This is a genomic window from Paraburkholderia flagellata (assembly GCF_021390645.1).
Taxonomy (GTDB): Bacteria; Pseudomonadota; Gammaproteobacteria; order Burkholderiales; family Burkholderiaceae; genus Paraburkholderia; species Paraburkholderia flagellata.
Genome location: NZ_JAJEJT010000003.1, coordinates 1,338,049 through 1,355,153, shown reverse-complemented (window position 1 = coordinate 1,355,153; position 17,105 = coordinate 1,338,049). Strand labels below are relative to the sequence as shown.

The 17,105-nt window shown below is 64.6% G+C and carries 14 protein-coding genes; 6 read left to right on the top strand and 8 right to left on the bottom strand.

What is annotated here, in order from left to right; all coding sequences use genetic code 11:
• Nucleotides 1-87: 87 nt before the first annotated feature.
• Nucleotides 88-1,371: an MFS transporter gene (locus L0U83_RS29820; protein ID WP_233887936.1), complete on the bottom strand. Its 1,284-nt coding sequence runs from the start codon at nucleotides 1,369-1,371 to the stop codon at nucleotides 88-90.
• 164 nt (nucleotides 1,372-1,535) lie between these two features.
• On the opposite strand from L0U83_RS29820, the gene L0U83_RS29815 reads away from it, so the two are divergent.
• On the top strand, nucleotides 1,536-2,438 hold the full coding sequence (locus L0U83_RS29815) for a LysR family transcriptional regulator (protein ID WP_233887714.1): 903 nt from the start codon (nucleotides 1,536-1,538) through the stop codon (nucleotides 2,436-2,438).
• A 30-nt stretch (nucleotides 2,439-2,468) separates the two neighbouring features.
• Here the strand turns inward: L0U83_RS29815 and L0U83_RS29810 are convergent, their stop codons facing one another.
• A complete protein-coding gene (locus tag L0U83_RS29810) occupies nucleotides 2,469-3,341 on the bottom strand; it encodes a LysR family transcriptional regulator (protein ID WP_233887713.1) in 873 nt (290 codons plus the stop codon).
• Between the two features lie 103 nt (nucleotides 3,342-3,444).
• On the opposite strand from L0U83_RS29810, the gene L0U83_RS29805 reads away from it, so the two are divergent.
• The 5 genes from L0U83_RS29805 (at nucleotide 3,445) to L0U83_RS29785 (ending at nucleotide 9,454) form a co-directional block, all read left to right on the top strand.
• Nucleotides 3,445-4,338: an HpcH/HpaI aldolase/citrate lyase family protein gene (locus L0U83_RS29805; RefSeq protein ID WP_233887712.1), complete on the top strand. Its 894-nt coding sequence runs from the start codon at nucleotides 3,445-3,447 to the stop codon at nucleotides 4,336-4,338.
• A complete protein-coding gene (locus tag L0U83_RS29800; protein ID WP_233887711.1) occupies nucleotides 4,335-5,537 on the top strand; it encodes a CaiB/BaiF CoA transferase family protein in 1,203 nt (400 codons plus the stop codon). The genes L0U83_RS29805 and L0U83_RS29800 overlap by 4 nt, the downstream gene beginning before the upstream one ends.
• Before the next feature lie 66 nt (nucleotides 5,538-5,603).
• A complete protein-coding gene (locus L0U83_RS29795) occupies nucleotides 5,604-6,479 on the top strand; it encodes an amidohydrolase family protein (RefSeq protein ID WP_233887710.1) in 876 nt (291 codons plus the stop codon).
• Between the two features lie 78 nt (nucleotides 6,480-6,557).
• Nucleotides 6,558-7,925, top strand: coding sequence for a short-chain fatty acid transporter (locus tag L0U83_RS29790; protein WP_233887709.1), 1,368 nt, complete (start codon nucleotides 6,558-6,560; stop codon nucleotides 7,923-7,925).
• 44 nt (nucleotides 7,926-7,969) lie between these two features.
• The gene (locus L0U83_RS29785; RefSeq protein ID WP_233887708.1) at nucleotides 7,970-9,454 is read left to right on the top strand and encodes an MmgE/PrpD family protein; all 1,485 of its coding nucleotides are present in this window, start codon (nucleotides 7,970-7,972) and stop codon (nucleotides 9,452-9,454) included.
• An 18-nt stretch (nucleotides 9,455-9,472) separates the two neighbouring features.
• On the opposite strand, the gene L0U83_RS29780 is transcribed toward L0U83_RS29785, so the two are convergent.
• From L0U83_RS29780 to L0U83_RS29755, 6 genes are all read right to left on the bottom strand, one after another.
• Nucleotides 9,473-11,059 carry a Na+/H+ antiporter gene (locus L0U83_RS29780; RefSeq protein ID WP_233887707.1) on the bottom strand — a complete coding sequence of 529 codons (1,587 nt, stop codon included), beginning with the start codon at nucleotides 11,057-11,059 and terminating at the stop codon, nucleotides 9,473-9,475.
• A 112-nt stretch (nucleotides 11,060-11,171) separates the two neighbouring features.
• Complete coding sequence (locus L0U83_RS29775; RefSeq protein WP_233887706.1) at nucleotides 11,172-11,363, bottom strand: hypothetical protein; 192 nt, start codon at nucleotides 11,361-11,363, stop codon at nucleotides 11,172-11,174.
• Between the two features lie 22 nt (nucleotides 11,364-11,385).
• Nucleotides 11,386-11,619 carry a hypothetical protein gene (locus L0U83_RS29770; RefSeq protein ID WP_233887705.1) on the bottom strand — a complete coding sequence of 78 codons (234 nt, stop codon included), beginning with the start codon at nucleotides 11,617-11,619 and terminating at the stop codon, nucleotides 11,386-11,388.
• Nucleotides 11,620-11,722: 103 nt separating this feature from the next.
• The gene (locus L0U83_RS29765) at nucleotides 11,723-12,628 is read right to left on the bottom strand and encodes a LysR family transcriptional regulator (protein WP_233887704.1); all 906 of its coding nucleotides are present in this window, start codon (nucleotides 12,626-12,628) and stop codon (nucleotides 11,723-11,725) included.
• Between the two features lie 92 nt (nucleotides 12,629-12,720).
• Entirely contained in the window at nucleotides 12,721-13,488 is a 768-nt protein-coding gene (locus tag L0U83_RS29760; protein WP_233887935.1) for an SDR family NAD(P)-dependent oxidoreductase, read from the bottom strand.
• A 34-nt stretch (nucleotides 13,489-13,522) separates the two neighbouring features.
• Entirely contained in the window at nucleotides 13,523-17,053 is a 3,531-nt protein-coding gene (locus tag L0U83_RS29755) for an indolepyruvate ferredoxin oxidoreductase family protein (RefSeq protein ID WP_233887703.1), read from the bottom strand.
• Nucleotides 17,054-17,105 lie beyond the last annotated feature (52 nt).

Below are 17,105 nucleotides of genomic sequence, written 5' to 3'. Positions count from 1 at the left end.
TCGAGATTAACCGATGGAACAAATAACGCTTCGTCATCCTTATCGTATGGATGGAAGCGTCAGCGTGTATGGGTTGCGTCGATCCGCTTAAATGGACGAAGGCGCCGAAAGGTCGTTCAAATGCGGCGCCTCGCGCTTGAGCATGAACGCCCCAACGAGGCCCAGCGCGAAGAACACCGCGCAGAAGTGCGCAGGCGCCATGTTGTTGCCCGTGGTGTGCAACAGCCAGGTCAGCACGAATGGCGAGAATCCGCCGAAAATCGCCGCGCCGATGTTGTACGAAATCGCCAGACCCGTGGAGCGCACTTCGGTGGGAAAGAGCGCTGCAAGTGCCGTGGGGATCGGGCTATTCGAAGCGCCAATCAACAATGCAAACAGCAATTCGACCGTCATGATCGAAACGATGGAAGGCGCGCTCACGATCCAGTAGTAGGCCGGATACAGCACGATGAGAAATACGATGAGCGAGCCGCAGATCATGCGGTTACCGCCCACGCGGTCCGCCATATGGCCGAAGAGCGGAATCGTGACCACGCGCAGCAACACGCTCGCAAGCAGCACGTTAAAGGGCAGCGTCACCGGCATGTGCAGGTTCTGGACCGAATAGATCGGCAGATAGGTGATGATCACGTACGCCATGACGTTGAGTGCGGCGCTCAGCGCCGTCGCCACGAAAAGCTCGCGCGGGTATTGCGACACCACGCGGCTAAACGGCGCCTTCACGCGTTTTTCGATCTGCTCGAACGCCTCGGTCTCCGGCAGACTGCGGCGAATATAGAAACCCACCGGGCCAATAAGCAGACCAAAGAGGAAAGGAATGCGCCACGCCCACGATTCGAGCGCGTGCGGCGTGAACAGATGCGTGAGCGCGCTGCCCATCGCCACGGCCAGCAGCGCGCCCAGCGCCTGGGCGAACATCTGCCAGCTGCCGTAGAGGTTGCGCCGCCCCTTGGGCGCGTATTCGATCAGCATGGCCGTGGCCGTGCCGAACTCGCCGCCTGCCGAAATACCCTGCAGCAGGCGAGCACACAAGACGATTGCGGGCGCAACGAGTCCGATCTGCTGGAAACCGGGCGTGAAGGCGATCATCGCGGCCGCCAGCGTCATCAAGGCGATGACGAGGGTAAGGCCCGCCTTGCGACCTTTGCGGTCGGCGTACATGCCGAGCAGCACGCCGCCGAGCGGCCGCACGACGAAACCCGCGCCGAAAGTGGCCGTCGTCAGCATGAGCGCTGCGTATTCGCTATTGCCGGGAAAGAACTGTCTGGCGATGATGATAGAGAGAAACCCGAATACGACGAAGTCGTACCACTCCAGCACGTTTCCGAGCGTCGACGCCACGGCGCCGCGCCAGCGAATACGCGTATCCATTGCTCTCACGACTGTCTCCTGCGGCCGGCTCGCGGCTGGCCTGCTTTTATCTGCTGCTTCTATCGGTTCGTTATCGGCTTCATGCGAATCTGCCGCAATGCAATGTAAGGCACTATAGTCATGAAGACAATCGAACAAAATCAATGGCTCCATAAAGTAACTTTATGCAACCGACCATCAAGCAACTGCGCGCGTTCGCGCTCGTCTGCCGTTTCGGCGTACTCACGCGCGCCGCCGACGAAATGTTCATCACGCAACCGGCCGTCAGCGTGCTGATCCGGCAGATGGAGGAAGCGCTCGGCATGCGCCTCTTCGACCGCACATCGCGTTCGCTGCGGCCCACGGTGGCGGCGCAGGAAATCCTGCCCACGGTCGAGCGCATGCTGCGCGACCTCGAATCGATCCAGTCGAGCGTGAAAGAGTTGGCTGGGCGCGAGCGCGGACAGTTGCGCTTCGCCGCCACGCCTTCCATCGCGGCGGCCATCGTGCCGCGGCTCGTGGCCGAGTATCGCGCGCTGTATCCGAACATTGAGGTCTCGATCGACGACGCCGCGCCCGACCGGCTCACCGCCTCCACGCTCACCGGCGACGTGGAGTTCAGCATCGGCACGATCAGCGACAAACCCGAAGGCATCACGCTGCAATGTCTCGCGCGCGACAGGCTCTGCGCGATTTGCCGCAAGGATTCGCCGCTCGCGAAAAAGCGCCGCGTAACGTGGGCCGATGCGCTCGGCTACCCGTGGATCGGCGTGAAACCGGGCAGCGGCATTCGCGGCCTGATCGACGAGACGCTCTTCGCGCTAGGCGAGCGCAAGTCCATTGAATATGAGGTGTCCTATATGACAACGGGGCTTTCGATGACCGAGGCGGGACTCGGCATCGCAATCTTTCCCGGTATGCTGCTCGGCGCGTTTCCGCACCGCGATCTCGTCGCGCGCAAGCTCGAAGCGCCCGTTGTCACGCGCGACGTCAATCTGATCCGGCGGGCCGACCATTCGCTTTCGCCCGCCGCGGAGTCGTTCATCGAACTCTGGCACAAGCGCATCGGCAAGCCCGCGGGCGCGTGAAGCCGGCGCGACCGTGACGACACCCAGCCATTACCTGCGCAGCACCTCTGCGGAGCATTCGATCATCCCGCGTATCACGCGGCTGCGCGTGGATGCGCGCGACCACAGAATGCCGAAACGGCGCGGCTCGGTTTCCTCGGGCAGTGGGAGGCGCGTAAGCCGCAAGCCCTTCGTAAGCGGCGTGCCGATATCGGGCACGAGCGAAACGCCAAGGCCGCGATCGACCATCAGCGCAATCGCCATCAGCGAGTTCAATTCGAACAGCTCGCGCGGCGCGATCTTCGCGCGGCGCAGATACTGGTCCGCCTGCTTGCCGCCGCCGAGCGCGCGGTCGTAACGAATGAACGGCTCGCGTCGCAGCAGTTCGTGCGGATCGGCCCGCGCGAACCTTGCAGGCGCGAGCACGACGATGGGTTCTTCACGCAACAGATGCCAGTCATAGGATTTCGGCAGCGCGAAGGCGGGGTGCAGGCAGATGGCCACGTCCACCTCGCCGCGCTGCAGCGCCTCGAACAGTTCCGTCGACGTGCCTGCGCGAATCAGCAGCTTGACCTGCGGAAAAGCCGCGGCGAAGCGCGCGAGCACGTCGGGCAGCACGCTCAGCAGCGCCGATGTGATGGTCCCCACACGCAGTTCGCCGCCCATTTCCTGCTCCTGGGCCAGCGCTTTCAGCTCGTCGAACCCGCGCACGAGCGAGCGGGCGCGCTCCACGACGCGCTGGCCCGCCTCCGTGGGAATGACGGTGCGCCCCGCGCGCATGACGAGCGCCACACCCAACTCACGCTCCAGTGCCTGGATTTGCTGCGCGATAGCGGCAGGCGTCACGCCCACGCGACGCGCGGCCTCCGCCATCGAGCCGCTCTCCACGACCAGCAGCAGGTTGCTCAGAAAGCCTGTGTCCATAAACGTAGCAATTCTATGGTTTAAAGATAGATTCGCATAGTTTATCTAAATCGTTGCCGATCGTAGACTGCCCTCAGTGGTGATCTATACGGAATGCGTGGAGATGAGAAGCAAACTGTTCGTGCCGGCATCGCGCCCGGAGCTGTTCGAAAAGGCGCTCGCGAGCGCCGCGGACGCGTTGTCGTTCGATCTGGAAGACTCGGTTGCGCCTGCGCGTAAACCCGAAGCACGTGAGGCGCTGCGGGCCCTGCTGGTTTCGCCCGCCATGCGCGAACGCGGCAAGGTGCTGATCGTGCGCGTGAACGCGCTCGATACACCGTGGTTCGCCGACGATATTGCTGCCGTGGTTCAGCCCGGCCTCGATTACGTGAATCTGCCGAAACCCGAATCCGTCGAGGACGTGCGCGCCGCCGCCGCGGCGATCGAGCGCGCGGAGCGCGCCAATGGCGTAAGCCGTCCCGTCAAACTGCTGCTTAACGTCGAGTCGCCGCGCGCGCTACGCGAGGCCGCGACGCTCGCCGCCGCCCATGCACGCGTGGCGGGACTGCAACTGGGTCTTGGCGACTTGTTCGAGCCGCTCGGCATCGCACGACGCGACCCGGCGGCCGTGCAGCAAGCGATGTTCAGCCTGCGGCTCGCAGCGGGCGAAGCCGGCGTGTTCGCGTACGATTCAGCGTTTGCGAATATCAAGGATGCCGAAGGATTTCGCGCAGAAGCCGAATTGGCCCGTACGCTCGGCTTCCTCGGCAAGAGCTGCATTCACCCGAGCCAGATCGCGCTCGCCAACGAGGTGTTCCGCCCGTCTGACGAAGAAATTGCCCACGCGCTGCGCGTGGTGGAAGCCGCGCGCAACGCCGAACGTGACGGCGTGGGCGCTTATGTCGTGGACGGCAAGATGATCGACGCGCCTTTCGTCGAGCGCGCCCGCGCGCTCGTGCAAAGCGCTGAGCGGCTTGGGCTCGTTGCGTGCACAACGTCGGGCGAGGTGCGTCAATGAATCAGTCTCCCGAAACGAACGCCGCGCCGCGCGGCCCGCTCGCCGGCGTGCGCGTGCTCGATCTGAGCGCCTATATCGCGGGCCCGTACGGCTGCACGCTGCTCGCCGATCAGGGCGCGGACGTCATCAAGATCGAACCGCCCACCGGCGACAACTTGCGCAAGTATCCGTCCACGCTGGAAGCCGAAAGCCGCGCCTTTCTCGGTGTCAACCGCGGCAAGCGCGGCCTCGTGCTCGACCTGAAGCAACCAGGCGCTCAGGAAGTGCTGCTGCGGCTCGTCGAACAAGCCGACGTGCTCGTGCACAACTTTCGCCCCGGCGTGCCAGCGCGCCTGGGCATCGCCTGGGAGCAACTGCGCGAAGTGAACCCGCGTCTGATCTATTGCGCGGTCACCGGCTACGGCGACCAGGGCCCGAACAAGGACAAGGCCGGCTACGACCAGGTGCTGCAGACCATGACGGGCATGTGCACCTTCCAGGGCAAGCGCGGCGGCCCGCCCGAGATTCTCTACGGCTCGGTGGTCGACTACTACGCCGCCGCGCTCGTGGCTGCTGGGGTATCCTCCGCGCTGTTCGAGCGCGAGCGCAGCGGTGCGGGCCAGTACGTGGGCGTTTCGCTGTTGCGCAGCGCGCTCACCATGCAGTCGGCGCGCATGATCTGGGCCGACGACGAACCGAAGGACGTAGGCCGCGACATGCGCTCGGGCGGCATCACCGGCATTCATCCCACGCGCGAAGGCTGGCTCTATATCTCGGCGAATACGCCGCATTTCTGGCAGGCGCTTTGCGAAAAAACCGGGCTCGCTGCACTCGCGCAGAACCCGCGCTACGATTCGGTGCGCAAACGTGCAGAGCATCGTGACGAGATCGTGCCGCAATTGCACGCCGCGTTGCAGGCGCGCAGCGCACTCGAATGGGAAGCGCACTTTGGCGAAACGGTGCCCTGCGCGGCGGCGCGCACAGTCGAAGATATGTTCGACGACCCGCAGGTGCTCTCAGAGGAGATGGTCACGCGCTACGACTATCCCGGCGTAGGCGCGTATCGCGGCTTTCGCGAGCCGATCCGCTTCGGGGCGACACCTGGACCCGATCCGATCGCCGCGCCCGCCTTTGGCGAGCATTCCGATACGGTGCTGCGCGAGGCCGGCTGGAGCGACGCGGAGATCGAACGATTGCGAAACGAGCACGCCGTGCTCTGAACAGAAAAGGCTGCAACCGCGCACGTCGATCCCGTTGGCGTGCGCGGCAAACAAGGAGACAACGCGATGGACCGTGAGCAGCATGTCCATACCATCGACGCCCCCAAAGCGCGCATAAAAGCGCCCGCCCATGCGTGCGATTCGCATATCCACATCTACGATCGCCGCTTCGCCGCGTCACCCGGCAACGGTGCGCATATCGTTGATCGCGCAACGGTCGATGACTATCGCCGCGTACAGGAGCGCACCGGCACGCAGCGCACCGTCATCGTCACACCGCGACCTTACGGCACCGACAATTGCGTGACGGTGGACGCGATCCGTCAACTAGGCGTCGACAACGCCCGTGGCGTAGCCGTCCTGCGCCCCGATGTGAGCGACACCGAACTCGACATGCTCGATCGTGGCGGCATACGGGGCATTCGCTTCACTTTGTACACGCCGCATCAAGCGGTCGTCACCTTCGACATGGTCGAACCGCTGGCGCGACGCATCGCGGAACTCGGCTGGCATGTGCAATTGCACTGGACCGCCGACCAGATCGTCGAGCACGAAGCGTTGCTCACCCGCCTGCCCTGCAAGATGGTGTTCGACCATCTCGCGCGCCTGCCCTTGCCAGCGGGCACCGCGCATCCCGCGTATGGCGTGGTGCGCCGCCTCGCCGCTTCCGGGCGCGTGTGGGTCAAACTCTCGGGCGCCTACCTCGATTCGCAGGTGGGACTCGCCGGCGGCTACGCCGACCTCGCCGACACCGCGCGCGCATGGGCCGCGCTGCTGCCGCAGCGCACCGTGTGGGGCAGCGATTGGCCCCACGTCACGGAGACGCACAAGCCCGCCACCGCAGCGATCTTCGATCTGCTCGGCACATGGGTCGAGGACGACGCCGCACGCAAGCGCATTCTCGTGGACAACCCCGCCGAACTCTACGGCTTCGCCCGATGAACTAGCGCCACTACGCCGCAAATACAAACAGCCGCGTGCCAGGTACGCGCGGCCACTTTCAGCACCAGGAGACGATACGTGAAGTCCACCGCCACCGCCGCACCCGTCCGCAAGACGCGCTTTACAGACGCGACGATCAGCCTGTTCGAACGCACCATTCCCGATCCGTTCGTGCTCGCGATCCTCATCACCGCGGTCGTGGCCGCACTCTCGGCGATGTTCGCCCCGCATGCAACGCTCAACACGCTCGTGGTCGGGTGGTACAAGGGGTTCTTCAATATCCTCACGTTCGCCTTCCAGATCACACTCGTCCTTGTAACGGGCCACGCGTTCGCTCACGCCGCGCCTGTGCAGCGCGTGTTCAAGGCACTCGTGGGCGTTGCCCGCACGCCGGTACAGGCAGCCGCGCTCACCTTCTTGCTCGTGGCCGTCGCCTCGTTCTTCAACTGGGGGCTCGGTCTCGTGGTCAGCGCGCTGCTCGCGCGCGAAGTGGCCAAGCGCATGCGCGTGGACTTCGCATGGATCGTCGCCGCAGGCTTTTCAGGCTGGGTCGTGTGGGCGAGCGGCATTTCCAGTTCGATCGCGCTCGCGCAATCCACGCCCGGCAGCGCGATGAACGTCGTGCAAAAACTCACGGGCGAAGTGCTGCCGTTCAACGACACCGTGTTCACGGCATTCAACCTCGTGCCGGTGATCGTCATGCTCATCGCCACGCCGATCGTGCTCGCGCTCCTCAAGCCGCGCGATGAAGACGCCGTCGTGCTCGACATCGAGAAGAACCCCGACCCGGAACCGCGCAAACGCCCCGAAGGCAAGCTGAGCTTCGCAAAGTGGCTTGAATACTCGTGGATCGGCAGCGCGTTCATTGGTCTCGTGGGCGTGACGTTCCTCGTGCTCGCGCACCTTGAGCACATCGAAGCGTTTTCTGGCGTGAACGCCGTGATCTTCGTGATGTTCATCGCAGGCGTGATCCTGCACGGCTACCCGCTCGCTTACGCGGACGCGGTCAAGAACGCCGCCAAACAAACCGGCTCGATGATGCTGCAATACCCGCTCTATGGCGGCGTGATGGGCATGATGGACGCCACGGGCCTGCCCAACGTGATCTCGCACTTCTTCATCGCGATCTCGAACACGCACACGCTGCCGTTCTGGAGCTATGTGTGCTCGCTGATCGTCACGTTCTTCATTCCGAGCGGCGGCGGCCACTGGGCCGTGCAGGGTCCGTTCGTCGTGCCCGCAGCGATCGCGCTGCATGCCTCCATGCCCGCCACGACCATGGCCGTCGCAATGGGCGAACAAGTCTCCAACATGATGCAGCCGTTCTGGGCCGCGCCCGTGGTCGCCATGGCTGGCATTGGCGTGCAGCGCGTGCTGGGCTTCACGGTCATGACCTTCCTGCTCGGCACCGTGGTGTTCGGCGCTGCGCTGCTGCTGCTCGTTTGACCCGCACGCTTTCCTCAAACTAACCAGAAACAAGGAGACACCGCATGCAACGGCGTGCATTCATGGCGTCGCTCACGGCGCTCGCCGCGGGCGCGGGCACATTCGGCGGCACGGGCGCGGCGCGCGCACAGAAGGTTGCGTCCGCACCGGATTCGTCCACCATCGCGCAGCGGCTTGCCGCATATGCCGCTGCGCTGAACTACGATGACCTCGATGCAGGCACGATCGAAGCGGTCAAGACCCACACCGCCGACGCGCTGGGTTGCGGCATCGCCGCGCTCGGCGAGAAACCCGTGGGCATCGCGCGCCAGGTCGCGCTGAACTACGCGAGCGGCGACGGCAAGGGCGCGACGGTGCTCGGCACGCAGCGTCGTACATCGCCAGACCTCGCGACGTTTGCGAATGGCGCGGCGATCCGCTACTACGACCTCAACGATGTCTACGCGGGCAAGGAAATCGGCCACCCGAGCGACAACATCGCGGCGTGTCTCGCGCAGGCCGAAGCCGAAGGCGCGAACGGCCGCGACCTGATTGTCGCCATCGTCCTCGCCTACGAAATCGACTGCCGCCTCATGGACGCTGCTTCGATCAGCTCACGCGGCTGGGATCACCCCATCTTCAGCCTGCCCGCGGCCGCGCTTGCGGCGGGCAAGCTCATGAAGCTCGACGAACGGCAACTGGCCGAAGCCGTCAACATCGCGCTCAACGGCCATCTCGCGTTGAACCAGACGCGCGTGCAGACGATGTCGAACTGGAAAGGTCTCGCCGACGCCGACGCTGCGCGTAACGCCTTGTTCTCGGCCGCCCTCGCGCGCGACGGACTCACCGGCCCCGCGCCGATTTTCGAGGGCAATGCGGGGCTGTTCAAGCAGGTGTCCGGACCATTCAGCATCGACACGGCGGGCTTCGGCGGCAAAGGCCGGCCGTTTCGCATCAACGACTGTGCCGTGAAGTTCTACCCGGCGCAGGCGCTCACGCAAACGGCCATTGCGGCGGGCATCGACGTCGCGAAGCAGGTGGGTGATCTCAACCGTATCGCGAGCATGGAGATTCGCACCTCGCACGAAGGCTATTTCTCGGCGGGCATGGACCCGCAGAAATGGGCGCCGGAAACGAGCGAAACCGCCGATCACAGCCTGCCCTACGTCACCGCGCGCGCCATGTTCGACGGCGATATCAGCCTGGCGAGCTACCGCTCCGATGCGTTGCATGACCCGAAGATTCGCGCGTTCATGCAAAAGATCAAGGTTGTAGAGGATTCCGAACTGACACGGCTCTATCCGAAATATTACGCGACCATCGTGAGCGCCACGCTCACGGACGGACAAACCGTGTCGAAGCGAGTGGACGACATTCCGGGCTTCGCCACGCGGCCGATGGAGCGCGGCGACTTCGAGCTGAAGTTCCGCAAGAACGCGACGCCTGTGATCGGCAAGGCACGTGCCGACGAAGCGCTCGGTTTTCTCTGGAGTCTCGACCAGCAGCGCGACCTTTCGCGCCTGTTTGCATCGCTCGCCGTGCGCGCCTGAGCGACGCGAGGGGAAGCGTCAGCCCCTTCCGTGCCGCGCCGAAAGCTCTTCCAGATCGAGATCGCGTTCGAGCACGCGCAACAGTTCGTCGTGGATCAGGCCGGCGCGGTGCAGCTTCAACAGCTCCGCGCGCCCGGCTTCCACAGCGGCCAGCACGACGTCGTAGTGCGAGGTGCGCATTTCCTGCGGATAGCTCTCGGCGTTTGCAAAATTGCGCGTGAGATTCGCCCGATATGTGTACTGCTCCAGCAAACGCGGATGAATCACACTGCCATCCGGTCCATGGACGAGCGGCGTGATCGCCGCAAGCTGAGCGGCTTCGAGGTGCGCCCACGCTTGCGGCTCGTTGAGATAGGCGGATTCACCCTCTGGGTCATGCGCAGGCCTGATTAGTCTTATCAGCGGCCCGATGGTCGTGCCTTGCAGCAGCACCGTGAAAAGAATGACGGCAAACGCAGCAAAAAGTATGAGGTCACGTCCTGGCATCGCCTCTGGCAAGGCGAGCGCAATCGCCAGCGTAACCACACCGCGCATGCCGGCCCAACTCACCACCGCCGCGCCGCGAAAGTCCGCGGCGCTCACGCGGCCCGGCAACAACCGATGCAATACTGCCCTGATGATCTCGATGCCATAGGTCCACACGCATCGGGAAACGACGACGGCAAGCACCACAGCCATCGCGGCGGGACCGAGCAGCGCGACGGCATTGCCGGTCCCGCCGAGGCGAAGCATGACCGCGCGCAGCGAGAGGCCGATCAGCACGAACACCAGCGCCTCGAGCACGAACACCATGACCTGCCAGAACGCCGTGCCGCGGCTGCGCACGGTAGCCGAAAAGACTTCGTGCTGATGCCAGCCTAGCTGCATGCCGCACGTGACCGTGGCGATCACACTCGAAACGCCCAGCATGTCCCCCGCGATATAAGCGATCCAGCCCGCCATCACCGATGCGGTGATGATCAGATATTCATCTTCGAGCTGACGCAGCAGACAAACCACGACATAACCCACGACAGCGCCAACCACGATCCCGCCGAGCGCGAGGCCGACGAAGCTGAGCACCGCATTCGGTTCGCTGAACGCCCCCGTCAAGGCCGCCGCCACGGCGAAGCGAAACAGCACGAGGCCGGCGGCGTCGTTGAGCAGGCTCTCGCCTTCGAGCAGCACCATCAGGCGGCGCGGCAGCGCGAGCTGTTCGAGCACGGCTTTCGCGGCGACGGCATCGGGCGGCGACACCACGGCGCCCAGAGCGAAACATGCGGCCCACGGCAGCGACGGAACGGCCCAATGCGCAACCACGCCAACCGCCCAGGTCGTGAATGCCACCGCACCAATGGCGAAGAGCAGGATGGGCGCGAGGTGACGCTTGAAATCGGACCAGACGAAGAAGTAGGCGCCGTCCATCAGCAGGGGCGGCAGGAACACGATGAGGACGAGATCGGGGTCGATCACGACCGGCGGCAGGCCGGGCACGAACGCCATGGCGGCGCCGCCTACCAGTAGCGCGGCAGCGGGCGGCAGGCGCAGGCGTTTTGCGAGCAGCTCGAGCGCGATGATGGCGATGAGCGACAGGAGCACGAGCTTGAACGCCGACACGGCCGACATGACGCTTCCTTGTTTTTGCCCGAATACGGTGTCCGGGGTGGCGCGAGGGAAAGCGTATCTTGCCATGAAGGCATGGCGCGAGGAACGGGCGTGTCAGCCCTGCCGTTGGCGACTAGATCGCGAGATTGAGCGAGTCGACGATCACGTGTGCTGCAACAACCAGGCAGACGACCACTACCAATACGCCGATGCACATCCCGATATCGGCGTACAAATGACAATGGCGCTCGATGATGGCCGCGAGGTAGCTATCCGGGTCGACCGGGTCTTTTCCCGCTCGATAGCGTTCGCGCGGTTTGGACATTGAAATGGCCTCGTTGAATGGATTAGAGGCGTTCGAGCAGAAGGTACACGCCGAGCACGATACCCATGCAAAATGCCGCGCAGCCAAGCGCCACGCCAAGATTGATGATCTCGGCGCACTGACGTTGAACGAAATCGACGACGATACGCTCGTGACGCGCAGCGGGTTGTGCATTAGCGTGCGTACGGACGGCCTCGTCCAGCGCATCGACGTGTTTCATCAGATGCGACGTATCGAGCAACAGTTGCGGACCCATGACTTGCCTCCAGCGCGAATGATTCCGGTGAAGGCTTCAGATTAGGGAAACGGAGGTGGCGGGGATATCGGAGGAATTCGAAAAGAGGGGTGGCGTCCGTCCCTCAATTCCCGCAAGCATGAATCAAAAACTGCTGCATCGCTCGCGCCGGATCGCTCAACACCGCGCCCGGATGCCACAACATACCCGCCTCCATCTGCGGAATCGCATCCTCTATGGCGCACGCGTCAATGCGCTTACCTTCCAGCGACCACGGCCTGAACACCATATCCGAAAGAATCGTCACGCCAAAACCATGCGCTACGAGGCCGCGCAGCGCTTCCATCGAACTCGTGCGAAACGCGATATTCGGGGCGATGCGCCGCTTCTTCCAGTAACGCAGCGTCGAGGCCTCGCCCTCGTCCACCGTGATCAGGATATAAGGGTATCGCGCGATGTCGCGCAGCGTGACGGTGCCCATCTGCGCCAGTGGATGCGTTGGCGCAGCCCACAATTGCCGTCGCGAACGCATCAACACATGGTGGCCGAAACGCGCGCGCCGCTCCACGTTGGAGAGCAGCGCCACGCCAAGATCCACCTCGCCCGCAAGCACCGCCTCCTCGATAGCCGGTCGGTCCAGATCGCGCAGGTCGATCTCGATCTCCGGATAAGTCGCACGAAAGCGCGCGAGCAGTTCCGGAAGAAAATAACCGAGCAGCGTATAAGAGGCGGCCATGCGCACCGTACCGCGCAAACTGTGCGCGCGAAACGGCGCCTTGTGCAGAGCGTCGCGCACCGACTCCAGCACGTGGCGCGCGTGATTGAGGAAATCCTGCCCGTCGGGCGTGAGTTCCACGCCCTGAGGCAAGCGCACAAAGAGCCGCGTGCCGAGCGCCTCCTCGAGCGCGAGCACCGCGTTGGTGATCGCGGACTGCGAGACATGCTCGGCCGCCGCCGCCATCGAAAACTGCCCGTTCTGCGCCGCCGCCACGAAGTAGCGGAACTGCCGTAAAGTGACGTCCTTGGCCATGTGCTTTTCGAATATCGTGGGTCGATGGTTCCGATTCTACGATACGCGGTCTTCGACGTCCCGGCGGCGGCCGGCCCAACGCAAAACGTCTGCTAGCGCGGCGCCATGCGCAACGCACCGTCAAGCCGTATCACTTCGCCATTCAGATAGCGGTTGCCGACGATATGCTCGACGAGCGCCGCGAACTCCGCGGGATGGCCGAGGCGCTGTGGAAACGGCACGCCAGCGCCCAGTGCCTGCTGCACTTCGGCAGGCATGGCAAGGAGCATCGGCGTTTCGAAGATGCCAGGCGCGATGGTCACAACGCGAATCGCGTTGCGTGCCAGTTCGCGCGCCGCAGGCAGCGTGAGCGAAACCACGCCGCCCTTGGAAGCCGCATAGGCCGATTGCCCGATCTGGCCATCGTACGCCGCCACCGAAGCCGTATTGACGATCACGCCGCGCTCGCCGCCGGCGTCGGGCGTGTTGTTCGCCATCGCCACGGCGGCGAGGCGCATCACGTTGAAGGTACCGATGAGGTTGACGCTTACGACCTTCGCGAACAGATCGAGCGAATGGGCACCCTCCTTTCCGACGATGCGTTGCGCAGGCGCGATCCCCGCGCAGTTGACCACGCCATGCAGCGCACCGAAGCGGTGCGCGACGCGCGCAATCGCTGCCTCAACGCTTGCCGCCTGCGTCACATCGACCTCAACGGCCAGTGCACGCTCGCCGTCGGCCGCCGCCTCGTCACGCGCACGGGCCACATCGATATCGGCGAACGCGACGTTGGCGCCGCGTTCGAGCAGATGCCGCCCGACTGCTGCGCCGAGTCCTGAACCGCCGCCCGTGATAAAAAATGTCTTGTCCTGCACAACCATCTTAATCTCCTCGATCACTTAGTTATCCGATCTTTCAGACCGTCTCACCCGCCAGTTCCGCACGATACCGCTCGCGCACACCGCGCGAACGCTCGTAATTGCGTTCCTTGACGATACCGAACCCACGAACCGCGCCCGGCACGCCAAGCAGGCCGATGGCAGCCGCGAGCGTGGACTGCGTGAGCTTGCCAAGCACGAGACGCACATCGTCCTCGAATTCGCCGATCATCGCGCGTTCGATCACGCGGTCGCGCTGGCGTGCGAACGGATCGAGCGGCGTGCCGCGCAACACCTTGCCGTGCTTCAGCACGCGCAGCAGCGGCTCGGCCCACACGCCGCGCAGTGCGATCTTGTTGCGGCGTCCCGTTTGCGCGTCGCGTCGCGTGAGGACCGGCGGCGCCATGTGGAACGTCTTTCTGCCCGCCGTGCCATCGAACAAGCCAGACAGGTACGCGCCGAAGCCGCCGTTCGTGTGCAGACGCGCAACTTCGTACTCGTCCTTGTAGGCGAGCACTTTGAAGTAATGGCGCGCGGCCGCTTGCGCAAGCTCACCGTTTGCACCTTCAATTCGACGCTCCGCCTGCGCGACGGTCTCGACCAGCGCGCGATAGCGCGCAGCATAAGCGGCGTTCTGGTACTGCGTGAGATCGCGCTCGCGCTCGGCCACGAAGCGTGCGAGATCGAACGGCGTGTCCGCGACTGCAACGTCCGCTCCCGAAACGCGTTCGAGCGCGCGAGCGTCCTGCGCGATCAAACGTCCCCAAAGGAACGCGCGTTCGTTCATCTTCACGGCCGCGCCGTTCAGTTCGATTGCGCGCACAATCGATTCCTCAGTGAGCGGCACGAGTCCCATCTGATACGCGTAACCCACCATCATCATGTTCGAAGCGATGGCGTCGCCGAAGATCGTTTCCGCGGCCGCCGTGCAGTCCCAGAACGCAGCACCCTCTACGCCCATCGCGCTCTCTATCGCCGCTTGATGCACGGCCTTGCTCACCGGCAAATCGCCGTCGCGCACGAAATCGGCAGTTGCCGTGATGCGCTCGTTCACGATAGCGCGCGCGCCGCTGGCCGGCAGGCGCGAAAGCGCGCCAGACGATGCGGCCACCACGGCGTCGCAGCCCAGCAGCACATTGGCCGCATGCGCGCCGATGCGCGAGGTGGTGATGAGCCCGCGGCTCTGCGCGATCTGCACGTGGCTCAACACCGCGCCGTTCTTCTGCGCGAGGCCGGTAAAGTCGAGCGTCGAGGCGCCGCGCCCTTCGAGGTGCGCGGCCATGGCGAGTATCGCGCCGATCGTCACGACGCCCGTGCCGCCCACACCGGTCACGACCATGCGCAGATGCTGCTCCAGCGCCTGCGGCACGCGTGCGGGCGGCGCGAGCGTGGCGCGCAACTCGGCTTCGATGCGCTGAATACGCGCGGCGTCAGGACGCTTCGGCTCCATGCCCTCGACCGTCACGAAGCTCGGGCAAAAGCCCTTCACGCACGACGTGTCCTTATTGCAGCTCGATTGATTGATGGCACGCTTGCGGCCCAACTCCGTTTCGAGCGGCTCGATCGCAATGCAGTTCGACTGCACGGAGCAGTCGCCGCAGCCTTCGCACACGGCCGGGTTGATCACGACACGCGTGGGCGGATCGATCAGCTTGCCGCGCTTGCGGCGGCGGCGCTTTTCGGCGGCGCAGGTCTGGTCGTAGACGATCACTGAAACGCCTTTCTGCTCGCGCAAGCGGCGCTGCAGCGCATCGAGTGCGTCGCGGTGCAAGAGCGTCACGCCCGTGGGCAACCCATGCGCGCCTGCGTATTGCTCGGGCCGGTCGGTCACCACGGCGACTTCGCTCACGCCTTCGGCCTGAACCTGCGCCACCACGCGATGCACGGTGAGGCCACCCTCGGCGGGCTGGCCGCCTGTCATGGCGACCGCATCATTGAAGAGAATCTTGTAAGTCACGTTTGCGCGCGCCGCCACGGCCTGGCGAATCGCCAGGCTGCCGGAATGCTGGTAGGTGCCATCGCCGAGATTCACGAACAGATGCGGCATGTCCGTGAATGTCGACATGCCGACCCACTGCACGCCTTCTCCGCCCATCTGGCAAAACGTAGCCGTGTTGCCCGCCTCGCCGAGCGCCATGATGTGACAGCCGATACCGGCCGCGGCATGCGAGCCGTCCGGCAGACGTGTCGAGGTATTGTGCGGGCAGCCCGCGCAGAAGAACGGCTTGCGGATGAGCGGTTCGCCCGGCGGTACGGAAGCCAGTGCGATGACGCGCTGCGCGCCCGAACGCATATTGGTTGCGCCCGCAACGACGCGCGGCACATCGACCGCAACGTGCTGGAAAAACCGCTGCAGCGCACGGGCAAGCTGCTCCGGCGCGAACTCCATCGTCGCCGCAAGCAGCGGCTCGCGCTCGCCAAGCGTCTTGCCGTGCACGGACGGCCGCTCGTCCGCGCGCACGTTGAAGAGCGCTTCCTTGATCTGCCGCTCCACGAACGAGCGCTTTTCCTCCACGACGAAAAGCGCCTGCATGCCGCGTGCAAACGCCTTGAGCCCTTCCGTTTCGAGCGGCCAGACCATGCCAACCTTATAGAGCCCGATGCCGAGTTGTTCGAGGCGCTCGGGTGTGAGACCCAGTGCTTCGAACGCAGCCAATACGTCCGCATGCGCCTTGCCCACCGTGACGATGCCCACGCGCGCATGCGCGGGCCGCAGCAATGCGCGGTCGAGCGGATTCGCCCGCATGAACGCGAGCGCGGCGGGCAGGCGCTCTTCGAGCACGCGGCGCTCCAGTTCGGCGCGCTCCGCAGGCCAGCGCAATTGCGGGTCGTAGTTGAAGCCGCGTTGCGCCGGAACCGCAATGCCCTCGGGCAAACGCAAGGGCACACTGCGCCCCACACGCATCGAGCGGCCGCTTTCCACCGTCTCCGTAATCGCCTTGAAACCTACCCACAGCCCGCTGAAACGCGAAAGTGCATAGCCCGTCAGCCCGAAGTCGATGTACTCCTCGACCGAGGCCGGAAAGAGGATGGGCATCATCGCGCCTTCGAATACGTGGTCCGTCTGATGCGGGAACATCGACGACTGCGCCGCATGGTCGTCGCCGGCCACGGCGAGCACGCCGCCGTGCTGCGCCGTGCCGAGCATGTTGGCGTTGCGGAACACGTCGCCGGTGCGGTCCACGCCGGGTCCTTTGCCGTACCACATCGAATACACGCCTTGCACACGCTTGCCGGGAAACGCGTCGAGTTGCTGCGCGCCCCACAGCATCGTCGCGCCGAGATCTTCGTTCAGGCCCGGCTCGAAGCGCACGTCGAAGTCCGCCAGCAGTGCCTTCTGGCGCCACAGTTCCTGATCGAAACCGCCGAGCGGCGAGCCGCGATAGCCGGAGACGAGACCCGCCGTTTTCAGCCCGGCCAGCCGGTCCGCGCGCGCCTGTTCGATCAGGATGCGCACGAGCGCCTGGGTGCCGGTGAGAAAGACCGCGCCGTCCTCGCGCAGATAGCGGTCTTCGAGGCGGTAGTCCGTATCGATCTGGCGCCCTGTCTCGACGGCTCGCATGTTCATGGTTGTCTCCGCTGTTCGGCTTGTGGGTATTAGTGGATTCTAGGTAGCCAAT